7 protein-coding genes are annotated in these 12703 nt (G+C 37.3%); 3 read left to right on the top strand and 4 right to left on the bottom strand.

What is annotated here, in order from left to right:
- The first annotated feature begins 217 nt into the window (after window positions 1–217).
- A complete protein-coding gene (locus DYI81_RS14600; RefSeq protein ID WP_240627426.1) occupies window positions 218–1732 on the top strand; it encodes a site-specific DNA-methyltransferase in 1515 nt (504 codons plus the stop codon).
- Window positions 1725–4568, top strand: coding sequence for a DEAD/DEAH box helicase family protein (locus DYI81_RS14605; RefSeq protein ID WP_058952593.1), 2844 nt, complete (start codon window positions 1725–1727; stop codon window positions 4566–4568). The genes DYI81_RS14600 and DYI81_RS14605 overlap by 8 nt, the downstream gene beginning before the upstream one ends.
- Window positions 4569–4627: 59 nt before the next feature.
- Here the strand turns inward: DYI81_RS14605 and DYI81_RS14610 are convergent, their stop codons facing one another.
- On the bottom strand, window positions 4628–7471 hold the full coding sequence (locus tag DYI81_RS14610; protein WP_058952594.1) for a hypothetical protein: 2844 nt from the start codon (window positions 7469–7471) through the stop codon (window positions 4628–4630).
- Between the two features lie 298 nt (window positions 7472–7769).
- Here DYI81_RS14610 and DYI81_RS14615 point away from each other — a divergent pair, with 298 nt between their 5' ends.
- A complete protein-coding gene (locus DYI81_RS14615) occupies window positions 7770–8432 on the top strand; it encodes a DUF2807 domain-containing protein (protein ID WP_058952595.1) in 663 nt (220 codons plus the stop codon).
- A gap of 81 nt (window positions 8433–8513) precedes the next feature.
- Here the strand turns inward: DYI81_RS14615 and DYI81_RS14620 are convergent, their stop codons facing one another.
- The 3 genes from DYI81_RS14620 to DYI81_RS14630 all read right to left on the bottom strand — a co-directional run bounded on the left by DYI81_RS14620 (window position 8514) and on the right by DYI81_RS14630 (window position 12386).
- Window positions 8514–10181 carry a virulence-associated e family protein gene (locus tag DYI81_RS14620; protein WP_240627428.1) on the bottom strand — a complete coding sequence of 556 codons (1668 nt, stop codon included), beginning with the start codon at window positions 10179–10181 and terminating at the stop codon, window positions 8514–8516.
- Between the two features lie 28 nt (window positions 10182–10209).
- The gene (locus DYI81_RS14625) at window positions 10210–11118 is read right to left on the bottom strand and encodes a hypothetical protein (RefSeq protein ID WP_005006163.1); all 909 of its coding nucleotides are present in this window, start codon (window positions 11116–11118) and stop codon (window positions 10210–10212) included.
- 68 nt (window positions 11119–11186) lie between these two features.
- Window positions 11187–12386, bottom strand: coding sequence for a hypothetical protein (locus DYI81_RS14630; RefSeq protein ID WP_114190206.1), 1200 nt, complete (start codon window positions 12384–12386; stop codon window positions 11187–11189).
- Window positions 12387–12703: the final 317 nt, after the last annotated feature.

A 12703-nucleotide genomic window follows, 5' to 3' on the forward strand; every position in this document is an offset into this window, starting at 1 on the left:
ATCTCGAGAGAAAATTCTATTTGTATTTATTACTGTTTTTAGAAAACTATCAGTGTAAATTTACGGTCAAAATAGCCATAGATCTTTTATTAATTTAACGTAATATTCTGTTTATGTAATTTTAATATTTATATTAGACCTCTTGCGAAAGTATCTTTAATGACTATTTTAGATGTTGATATTTATTTAAAAATCAACGCTTATCACTGATTAAATTTTGACTAACGCAAGAGGTCTATTTATTTATAAAACAATAAATTATTTAATTTTTATTAAATATAGGTATATATATCCATACAATACTGAGAACGATGGATTCAAATATAACGACACATTTACACATTCTTCTTGGTTATTATTTATTAAAAATCGCTTGGAAGTCGTAAAGGATTTGCTCAAAGAAGATGGCCTGGTTTTCATTCAATGTGATGACAATGAACAAGCATATCTAAAAGTTTTAGCAGATGAAGTCTTTGGTCGTGAAAACTACTTAAACCAAGTTTCAGTAAAAATGAAACAAACGTCTGGTGCTTCTGGTGGTGGCGAAGACAAGCGCCTGAAGAAAAATATCGAATATATTTTGATTTACACCAAAAATATGAATAGTGAGAATGGTTTTAAAAAGTTCAACGATTTCTATGACGAAGTAGAATTGTTTGAATATCTAGAAACCATGAAGCAGCTTAAAAAGAGCTGGAAGTATACGCGTATCTTAAAAAGCGTTGGTACCAAAGAGCACATTAAGACATTAACAGATGGTTCAGGTGAGCCGATTGAGGTTTATACGCATAAAGGTGTGGTTCTAGAGCCGATCAAAAAGGTGATGGAAGAAGAAAACCTGACTGAAGCTGAATGCTATCTGAAGTACTTTGATAAGATTATGCGCGACACGAATGCTCAAAGCTCAATTAGAACACGCGTGATGGAAGGTGTAACCGGGGATCATGAGCTATTAAGCATTGAATATGTGCCTAGATCTGGAAAAAACAAAAATAAGGTAACGACTGTCTATTACAAGGGTGCCAAGTGCGATCAAATTGCTTGGTTGAGTGATATTGCGGTCAAAAGAGGGAAATATATCTTCAAGCTTGAAAAAGCTGGCACCTTTTGGGATGGCTTTCCGCTGAACAATTTAACAAAAGAGGGTGGTGTATTGTTCCCGAATGGGAAAAAACCAGAACTACTTTTACAGCGTATTATTGAGATCGCCACGGATGAAGGAGATCTTGTGCTCGACTTTTTCTCAGGTTCGGGTACTACGGCTGCTGTGGCGCATAAATTGGGTCGCAAATGGATTGCGATTGAGCAGATGGACTATATTGATGAAATCACCAAAACACGCTTAAAACGCGTAATAAACGGTGAGGACGGCGGTATCTCTAAACTTGTAAATTGGAATGGTGGCGGTTCATTTGTTTATTTTGAACTGAAGCGCTATAACCAGGCCTATCAAGATGGAATCTTGGCTGCAACAAGTAAAGGTGAGCTGGACAGTATTTATAATGAAATGGCTCAGAATGCCTTTTTAAAGTTTTGGTTTGATAAAAAAGACTTTGAGCGTGAGGAATCATTTAGGGCTTTATCACTAGACGATCGTAAAGTGCTTTTATTGCAAGTTTTGGATGAAAACCAGCTATATCTAAACCATGCAGATATGTTGGATTCAAAATTCAAAGTCACTCAGGAAGAGATTGCGCTCACTGATAAGTTTTATGGTGCACCTAATGTCTAGATTAAGCCCAACATTGGTAAAAGATACCTTAAAAGACTTCCTATATTATCGTATTGAAAACGACAGTGAATACATTGAGTGGGCTAAAAACTTTACTATCCCTCGCTATATCACTGATAACTTGTCGCGTACTTTAAGGGGGTATCAAGAAGAGGCTGTAAAGCATTTTATCTGGATCTATGATCAAGATCCGACTAAAGCCAAACACTTACTTTTCAATATGTCAACTGGTGCCGGTAAAACGCTCACCATGGCTGCTGTTATTCTCTTTTTATATGAGAAAGGCTACCGTAATTTCATATTTATGGTCCATCAATTGCAGATTATTGAACAGGCCTATATGAACTTTATTGATCCGCAATTTGAAAAGTATCTTTTCAATAAGAACGGCGTGAAAATCAATGGACGTTCTATTCCTGTTAAAGAAATCAAACTCTTTCCAGATTCACAAGGCAACGCTATTAACTTTATGTTTTTAAGTACGGCGTTCCTCTACAACAAACTTGTGAATGAGGTAGAAAATGGTTTGTCTGCAGAAGATTTCTTGAATAATAAAATTGTTCTGATTGCAGATGAAGCGCATCGACTTAACGTGAATACACGTAAGAAGATAAAAGAAGATGATGAAGCGATTACCAATTGGGAAACTTCGGTCAATACTGCAATCAAGGCACGGCCAGATAATCTTTTGCTGGAGTTTACTGCTACTGTTGACTTGGGCAATAGTGCCATCCATAGGAAGTATCAGGACAAATTAGTCTATAAATACGATTTCTTGAGATTCAATAAGGAAGGTTACAGTAAAGCGGTTTGCTTCCTTTACAACACTGAAACTCAGATCGCCGATCAAAAACGCTTATTGGTGATTAATGCCGTTGTATTGAGTGAATACAGACGTTTATTCGCTGAGCGTGATATGCAAGTCACGATCAACCCAATTATATTGGTGAAATCAACCAACATTAAACAAAGCAAGCTAGACCGTGAATTTTTCCATAAGGTGATTAATTCACTTAAGCCACAAGATTTAGATTATCTGAAAAAGCTAAGTGAAACCAATCAGACTAATTTGCAAGACGCTGAAGATAGCTTTCGTTTCTTGCGTCAAATGTTTGCTTGGATTGCCTCTCCGAAGTCTGGTCTATCCACGATCAGCGATAGAGATGGTTTAAAATCATTTATTTCTGAAATTAAAATTCGTTTTTCTTCAGATAACACGTTTGTTTACAACTCAACGGATAAAACCAATTCAACTTTGTTGCCGATTTTAGATGATCCTAAAAACTATAATCGGGTGATATTTTCAGTTGATGCACTCACAGAAGGTTGGGATGTTTTAAGTCTCTATGACATCATTCACTTTGATATTTCTGCAGCGAAAAAAGTATCGCTGCAAGATATTCAGTTGATTGGCCGTGGTGCTCGTTTATGCCCATATAAACTGCATAAATCATATCGTTTGAATAATGATAACCTTGACTTGTTTGATAAAGAACATGGCTATGAGTTTGACCAGTACAAACGTAAGTTTGACAATGCGATTGATGAATACGGGCGTGTACTTGAAACGTTCATGTACCACTTTGTTAAGACTGGCACGTTTTACGACAACTTAAAGTTAGAGCTTCTAGGTGAAGGGATTATTAATAAATCCACTGAAAAGCACACAATCACGCTTAAATCTGACTTTATGAACAGTGAGACATATAAGAAAGGTTTTGTCTTAGTCAATCAGCAAGAATTTAGAAATAAAACGACTGATTCTGAGATTGATACGACTTTTAAGCGTGAAATCAAAGCCAGTGCATACCAATTGCATGCTGGTAGCTTGACCGACAAGCAACAGAATCAGATCCAAGCTGAAGTTAACCATAAAACCATCGATCTGACTGAAGAATACTTTAGCCGACCGGTCTTGAAAAAGGCGCTCGTTGCGACTGAAGGGAACTTTTTTAGATTTAACTATCTAAGAGAGCATATCGTTGGGTTAGATAGTATGGATGAATTAATCGATAACTACCTACCGCTTTATCAGATCCGCTATTCATATACTGAAGATAAGGATATTCACGATCTGACCATTGATGAAAAATATCAGCTACTTTTGGGCATAATTTTACCTGAGGTACGTAAGGCTATTGATCGTCATATGCCACGTATCACGGGTAGTAAAACCTTTAAACCTAAATCGCTGTCTACTGTTTTTCAGCAAGAGAAAAACATTTACTTGGTTGCTTTCCCTGTTGAAAATCCTGATACGGGTGAAATCACTGTCAATGCTCCAGACGAACGTGCGATCGCACAATCGTTGCACCCAAATGAACAACTGAAGTTTAATGTTGAGGGTGCCGATTGGTATGCTTATAGTGAAAACTACGGTACGAGTGAAGAGAAGCTATTCGTAAAATTCATTTCGACTCAAATTGATGCCCTTAAACGTCAATATAAAGATGCTGAAATTTACTTAATACGTAATGAGCTAGACTACTGGTTATTTAGTCCTATTGATGGCCGTAGATTCAGTCCAGACTATATGTTGATCGTGAATGATACGGTGAACCAAGAGATGTACTATCAATGTTTGATTGAGCCTAAAGGCGGTCATTTGTTGGTGAATGACGAGTGGAAGGAAGAAGTACTGATCAGCTTGAGTGACGAGAGTTCTGTAATTTTTGATCCAGATGAAGAGGATGACGAAGGTTATAAGAGCTTCTTAAAAGAGGTGGAGAGTATGGGCTATAAAGAGATTAAGTGTTTAGGCTTCAAGTTCTTTAATAGCGATCCTCGTGGTGAAACTGATTTTGCATTGGATTTTAGGGCAACATTGCCACACTAATCTTGAAAACATTGACTCAAAAAGAAGCCCCGATATTCGGGGCTTTTTCATATCTGCTTTTACATATCGAACGACTGTCCACGTTCGTTAGTTTTGTTTAAATTCTGCGGTTCTATACCATACAGCTTTAGACCATCACCTAGAACGAGATCATCTACACGCTTTTCAAAACGAGTAAAGAAATCGTTCAGTCTTTGGAAGACTGGTGGTTCATCTAACAGTTTGGCCATGTTGTTTAATGTTTTACTTAGACTGTTCACAAGATTGAACTTTTGTTGACGGTCCAAAGACAAGCTGTTCGATGTATCTAAAAGGGTGGTGAGGCTTTCTTGAACCTTTAGATAGTTTTGATCATTGGTCACATTACTGACAATCAAATGCACTACTTTGTTTTTGATCTTCAATGTATCCAGATTCAATTGATCAAATGCAATGGTCCTATCAGTAAGATTTTCTCTAAATGTTTTGAGATTCTGCCACTCTGGATGTGCAGCCTCTAAATCAGATAAAACTTTCATGATTGACGCACGGTATTCGCTATCAGACGCACTAATCACAAAAAGTTCAGGATACGACCGCTTCTTAGAAACTTCTTCCTGAGCTTTATTGAGCTTATCTTCAGCGACAGCAATTGAACCCTCAACATCGGCAGTACTAATACCAGCTTCATGAATTAACTTTCTAGCTTTATACATTTCTGCTGAATGAAGCCAAAAAGCGGTAAAGATAGCTGACTTAGCGTAGCTTTGATGATCGATACCTTGCTGAAGATTTTGTTCGGGAATGGTCGAACGATCCACACTCTGCAATTTAACTGTATCTTTGTTGATGTCCTTGGATACATCAATATGTACTTTGGTATTTTGCATGCTATCCATACTTGGGTTTGTGCTACTGGTTGGTTCTTTGGCACCCATTTTCTCGAATTCAATATCACCGGCTTTAATCTTTTGATGGCCATCTGCAGTAGCGACAACTTTCAAAACATCATTTTGAACTTTGGTGACATCAATTTCAGAAAGGATCTCCATATAAGACTTAATGCCCTCAAGAGTCATGACGGGCGTAGATACGGGTGCCGTAGCGGTTGGAGTTGGTTTATCATCAAATGCTTTATCAAATGACGGCGGTTGGTACTTTGGTTTTGCATAGGATTTCGTGCTACCTGTACCAGCTGGTCCATCATAGTTAGCTTTTGATAGATCTTGTTTACGCTTTTCAATATTTGCGTTGTAATTTTCAATATTTGCTTGGTTTTTAGCACGTATGTTCTGCAATTCCAGATATTTTTCATCTGATTGTGCAATCACAATGCCGTAATTCGGTTGGTATTCTTTATTAGGGAACTTGGTTGCATAAGCTTCGCGTTGACGGTTGTAGCGGTTAATTGCATACGCAACTTCAGGGATCTTGTTGTCTATACGTTTGACGGCGTTATTCAGTTCTTTTGCCAACTCTGCAGCTAAACGTTCAACACCTAAATATTGACGAGCATCATCCCAATCAGAAACAGATAATTTATTTTGGAAAACCGGGGGTAGGGTGATACGTGTATTTTCATGTTTGCTCACATCACCTAACACACCACTTAATGAAAAGTTGTGACAAGCTTCTTGTAAGCCAGGATTCAAACCAGACTCAAGCGTTTGGCCAGCATCGTTATCATAACCAACAAATATATTGGCTTCAGGATTGATACTGCAGATAAGCTCAGCAACACTTGAGATATTGGATTTACTGTATGACGCTAAAACTTGTGTGTTTTCTGCAGTAAAACCCTCACCCAATAAACCAAGCTCTAAACCAGCATCCAACGCCTTACGTGCGCTGATCGCTGTTGCCCAACCCTCCTTGATCAAATAGTTCTTTGCATTCGGGTTAAAGACTTCATAGCCAACATCAGGATTTTTGCTAACAGGCAAGAATGCATCTTTCGTTTTGGCTTTATCAAAAAAGTACTTACCCTTATGCAGTACTTCTTCAAGCTTGTTGGTTTCTTTGTTGCGCTTTTTTTGGCGATGGTGGGTGATACGCTGTAAATTGACGACTTTGTTATTGGTGTCAATTAACGGTGCAAGAATGACAGCTCTGCTTTTACGTAAATCAAAGCCTTTTTTCTTTTCGCCCTCAAGCTCAGGTTCAAAGTTGATGAAATGCTTTTGATACGCTAATACATTCTCTACTGTTTCAACGAGAAGCTGTTGATTGGTAGCTGATTCAGGAAGTTCACGCTTTACTGCTTCAATGGCTTCATCACGGGTAAAGTTATCTTTACGCATGATTTTAGCGCCGTATGGCTCTAGGTTCTTTTCAACCATATACGGCATTTGTCGAATGTCGCGTTTAAAGGTCTGAAGGCTTCCAGTTTTATTATTAAAAAATGAATCGTCAATAATTTTACCAGCACGTTGCCACTCAATACGGATAGCGATTTGTGCAGCTAAGAGCTCTTTTTCTTGTTGAAGTAGATGCTTCTTTTGAGCTTCTTCAAACTCACGTACACGGCGATCAACATCTTCTTTGCTTGGTGGTTTGTAGTTAGGGTTTGAATCTCGTTGAGGCTTGATTACGTTCTTATAGTGGTCAGCAAAAGCAATTGAGATTTCAATGTCAGTTACACCAAAGCGGTGTCCTTTGAGTACTGGCCAGTATTCACCAGTATCACGGTTCATGTTTGGATAGATCCAATACATCCCTCGTGGTTTGACATTGTTGCTACTTGATTTACTAGGGTTATCTGATTCGGTGAGGCAAGGCACTTTTTCATCAAATACGGTCACGAATTGATATTTACCAGATGACTTGAATACGAATCCGTAGTTTCGCTCCAGTTCTTCTTGGAAAAACTGAAACATCGTATTTAAATCACAATTATGTCGGGCGCTCGGTACTTTCTCAGCCATAACAATTCCAATTTCTAATATATATTTAGGTGCAATGTGCTACCCAGGTTGCATAGGACTATTAATCATATGCTTAAGAAAATTTATACTTTTAGTATATACCGATTCTAAAAACATTTCTGTTTAATCTTTAATATAAGCTATGTCTAATAAAGGTTTAAAGAAAAATTAAAAGCTTTAATTTATTATTTTAATAAAAAATGTTTAAGCCCTCAATGTTATAATTTACAGATATTAAATAGGTTATGAATGACCACTTATTTAGGGTTAAATTACTTTTAATAATTTGAGGCTTTATATGTCAAAACATATTTTTTTGGGTTCTGTTGTAATCAATGGCAACGGCAATGTATACAGTTCAGGTTCCAACTATCAAATCGTTGGAAGTGGCAAACCAGTGACTAAGCAAGTACCTGTAAACCCATTTAACGAAATCTGTATGAAAGGTCCAATGAGTCTGAAGTTTTTTGCTTCAAGTGTTTCTAAAATGGAAATTACTGCAGACGACAATATTGTAGATCTTATTAGTGCGACTTTTCAGGGGGGTGTATTGGTTTTAGCTATTCAGGACAATGTAAGTTTTAGTACTTGTTCACCGTTAGAAGTATCGATCAGTCACCCAAATTTAAAAGCTATTGATTTAAAAGGTTCAGGCAATATTCAGGTCTTAAATCTTAATGAAGATAAATTCACAGCAAGTATTAGTGGATCTGGAAATATGGATTTAGACGGTACCGTTGAACACTGTGTCTTATCTTTGAGAGGTTCAGGCAATTTTGATGCATTACCATTGAAAAGCAACAATTTAGAAGTGGCACTATCTGGTTCAGGCAATATCTTTTGTACAGCTATCAATTCTGCTCAAGTACAGCTTTCAGGCTCAGGCAACGTTAAAGTTTATGGCAAACCAATCCATAAGTCACAAAACCGAACTGGTTCAGGAAACATTAGTTTTAAATAGGTCGATAAACCTAGTGCAATGAAAGTTTAGAGAAAAACAAACCCCAAAAGTTTGCTACCTTTGGGGGTTTATGTTTGACATTCAAATTATCGAAATAAAAATATTATTAATGAAGTTTTCGGACCATTCAGGATCGTTCGATTTACTCACAATATCTTTGAGCCAAACCTTTAATGATTCAATTGGATAATCTGCATTTTTGTATAAATTAATCACGGCGATAATCTGTTGATTCAGTGCTGTTGTTGAATCATTACGTGCGATCATTTCTACAAGTTTTGTGTAGGCCTGAAGGAGTTCTGGTTCTTCAGCTCCAGTGACTTTACGGGGTTGTTTGCTGATCTGTTCAAGAATTTCAATAAATTGTTCTTTGACCAGCTCAATCGGGTGGATCTGACTAAATCCCTGTTGAGTCAGCAAAGCATATGCACGTAAAACCAAGCTAAACCAATTCTTTTTGGTCATGCTATCAGGATAGAGGCCTATATCATCCAACTGTTGTTTGATGCCAAAGAATAGGGCGCTGATAGAATAGTTCGGGTTAACCGTGCTTTGAACTGCAGTCGTCCACACGGCATTTTGCATTTTATGACGTATTACATCACGCGTGTATTCAACGCCGTACAAACACTTAAAATCGTTCCAGTCACTTAGATCTAACTGTTCATCAGTAAATTCAGGTCCAATCATGGCTGCGTTTACAGCTCGGCATGCTTCTGTTGCGTAATAGATACCGGGATTGCGCTTTATTTTGCTTTCTAATGCTGTTTTATGGTCATTATCATTGAAGATATAGAAGCGTGAAAACGGGAATTCGGCACGGAAATCACGTACTACATTCATGATGTTGCCAGCCACGTACACGACAATGACTGGAATAGAGTATTGAATTGATTCTGCAATTGCTTCACCAGTGGCGTAGCCCTCACAAAAGATTATCCGATGTTGGTTCCATGCATCCAATGGATCTTTAAATAAGATTTTGAAAGCGCCGTTTGCAAGTACACCACGTAATGTAAACTTATCTTCACCACGCTTGTTTTTATGTTCAGCGATGGTCTGAAGGAAAATGATTTGATTTTTGAGGTTTTGCCCCTCAACTAAAAGCTTGTTCTGACGTAGCGACTGTTGATCTAGATCTGGTTGCAGATCAATAATACGGTTCAGAATAATGGTGCTGTTCTTGTGTTGAGGGTAGTACTGGCTGACATAATCAATCAGCTCATTTTTAGTGAAGTTGCTTGGATTGTACAATCTAGCATGACTGAAGCTAATCTGCTTTTTCACATTGTAGTTGTGTGGACGGTTTGGTAAGGGTAGGCTTCTGGCCCATTCAAAACCCATATAGATTTGAGCCAATATCTCTTGGTCTTTTTTGTTCTTCTCAGCACTTTTGCATGAGCTTAAGAAGCGTTTAAGATCTTCTTCTTGCTGTTCCTTGGTATATACGGTATCACCAGGTTGCAGATCCATTTCTTGAATGTATTCATACAAGCTGTAAGTGAAGTTTGCACCGCCAGCATGAAACCAACCATAAGACATACGTGCGTTATCTAGATCTACAAGATACCAGGCCGTTTTTTTCTTATTTTTTGTGGCGTCATTGTGGTGATTGGTTCTGAGGTAAATACGTTTAGAGCTTCGTTCAAGCTGAAAGTCACTCTCACGATCAAATACAATGCCCTCATTTTCAAGATGCGATCTAAATATTTTAGATAGCGTACCAATATCGATACCATACTTGATCATGAGGGGGTTCATAAATAAAGAAACTCACTTATAAATATTTTATAACCAGCGGTTGAGCGACTACATATTTTGATGGGTTGTTGGTTTGCAACGTAATTTCGTGAGCGTAATGCCATGCCTTAGTGATACGGTTTAGGATGACACTTTCAAGGTCGTCTTCTAAGAATTCGTAAAGATTAAATCGCACGTTGTTTAAGATCAGTTTTTTATAACCTTTCACAAGGGTATTTAAAAAATTCTGAGATTGGTCCATAAAGGCGTTAACGTCAGCATCATAACTTATTGTGTTATTCACGACTGCATTATAAAAGTACTGCTCAGAATCAATTTTAATAATATGCATCTGCTCTAAGAATGACTCTAAATAAGCTGGATGCATATTTTTACTTAAAAACTTACAGATCCGCTTATTCTTGTTGTCGTTAAAATAGATGTATTTAGAGGTTAGCTCAGTATTAATCACTGTGACATATTCGCCGTCCACACGAAACTTCACGGTATTATTGTTGGTGAACTGCAGCATTAATTCTGTGAAGATATAGCTATCTAACGTTTTTTCATGCTTAAACGTCTGCTTGTCCAAGAAATTACTGTTGTACTGAAGATCTGCAACATTGGCATAGCTTTGAACGAATTGAGCGATGTCATTGTGCATGTTTTGGGTGTCGAGATCCGATACTTCAGTTGAAACCGATTGAAAGGCACTATTTTTATAAAGATGCCCTAATAATTCTGTTTGATTGTGGTTTTTAGGTTTAACTTTCAATCCAACTGTAAAATCGTCTTGCTCATAATTCCCTTTAATTAGATTGCTTAAATAACTTTCAGCTTCTTGAAAAGATACGTTTCCAAGGTTGTCTAAAAATGATTTTAAGGAAGTGCCATCTAATCGTACTGCAACATGAGATATAAATGATGGATCGAACTCGAAACGCATAATACTTCATTGATTGAAATGGGTATTAAAAGTATATAACAGGTTTAAGGAAAAAAGAATGAAAACCTTTAAGTATTATTACCATAAAAGTAATTTTGAATTGATTTAATAAGTTTAGTTTCGGTTTCTTGAGTATATAAACTACCTGAAATTAGTTTTAAGCCAGTATCAGTTTTAAGCCAATGTAGTGTATTAAAATGGTCATTAGCGATATGGCTACTCTTGTGCATGCGCGACACAAAACCAGTGTTCAGACCAGTATCAAACAGGCGTGGACAGCTTGGTGCGTGGACATGATAGAGGACTTCACGGCGTTGATTGCTAGAGGGTGATTTACCTACGCCACGGCGTACTGGCATACCTTTGTGCTTTCTATAACTACTGAGAAATGAATCAATCGTATCGTTATACGTGGGTTGCATCAGGTAGCCACGGTGATTGTAGATGTCAGTTTTAGGATGAATAGAGAAATTAAATAAGCTAAGCATTTTACCAAGTAAGATTAATAGCTCAGGACTACTTTTAAGGTTGGTACCAATCAAACTATCTTTAATAGTTTTAATAGTATCCGTGCGATACTCTAAAACCACATAGTCACCCCAATTAGAGGTTAAGCTTAAAGCATCTTCATCAGATATGTTGGCTTCAGTATCTTCATAGCAAAACACAATGATCAATACTTTAACGTTGTTGCCGTTAAACAAAACTTCGTTTTGATGCGCGAAAAAACCATATAAAGGTTTGTCGTTGTGTCCTAGACCTGGTGTATGAATAAAGTTGGTCCACTGAAAGTAGTAATTCAGCAAATGACCATCGACATAGCGACCGTTTTCATCATTCAATAGGGTGCGATATACATCATTTTCAAGCTTTAGCACGGGTTGGCTGTACCGCCAAGCGCTCAACGCTGCAGTCGTAAATGCAAAGTCATAAAAGTTAAACTCAGGGTTCATATTTTTATAGAACAATGCATAAGGCTGTAACACACTTTCCCATACCTGTAATGGGATAAAGATGTTGGAACCCCACTTAGGAATCTCCGCAAAATAACCAGTGCCATAGGTATGATTTACGTTATCCCAAAACAGGCGTTCTAGCTGTTTATAGTCTGGAATGTCTACGCTTTTAACCAATGATGCTGTACATAATGCTAACTTTTTCTCCAGTGCCAATAATTGACTGACAGGAGGGTATAAGCGACCAGCTTTTTGCGTAAAAACTTCCGCATTCAACTTTGATATAACATCAGCAAAGATTGAATCTTTCACTATACTGGTCATCCATAAAAAGTGTGTGAGGGTGGCTGATTTAGTATAAGGCATTCTAACAAGTTGTATGTATTCTATTAGGCGTAAAATTCTAAAAAGTTGATAATATATATCAGTTTTTAAAGCATTCACATTTCATACATAATTCCAACCTCGCTCAAATATAACATCTTATGGTTTGCAATTTCTAAACAGCAGTTTAACTAATCTGCAATATATCAGGGTAGAGTTGAGTATAGGGCTTAATCATTACTTTTGTTCAGCATGAGATAACAGTTTGTGGAATTTACGTGAATATAATTAAAAAAGCTTTAAAA

Origin of the sequence: Acinetobacter sp. SWAC5, from assembly GCF_003419885.1 — a bacterium.
GTDB classification, from domain to species: Bacteria; Pseudomonadota; Gammaproteobacteria; order Pseudomonadales; family Moraxellaceae; genus Acinetobacter; species Acinetobacter cumulans.

What these genes read in the sequence shown, in the direction of transcription:
- DYI81_RS14605 (WP_058952593.1), top strand. Translation starts at nt 1,725, where the DNA reads ATGTCTAGATTAAGCCCAACATTGGTAAAAGATACCTTAAAAGACTTC.
- DYI81_RS14610 (WP_058952594.1), bottom strand. Translation starts at nt 7,471, where the DNA reads ATGGCTGAGAAAGTACCGAGCGCCCGACATAATTGTGATTTAAATACG.
- DYI81_RS14615 (WP_058952595.1), top strand. Translation starts at nt 7,770, where the DNA reads ATGTCAAAACATATTTTTTTGGGTTCTGTTGTAATCAATGGCAACGGC.
- DYI81_RS14620 (WP_240627428.1), bottom strand. Translation starts at nt 10,181, where the DNA reads ATGATCAAGTATGGTATCGATATTGGTACGCTATCTAAAATATTTAGA.
- DYI81_RS14625 (WP_005006163.1), bottom strand. Translation starts at nt 11,118, where the DNA reads ATGCGTTTCGAGTTCGATCCATCATTTATATCTCATGTTGCAGTACGA.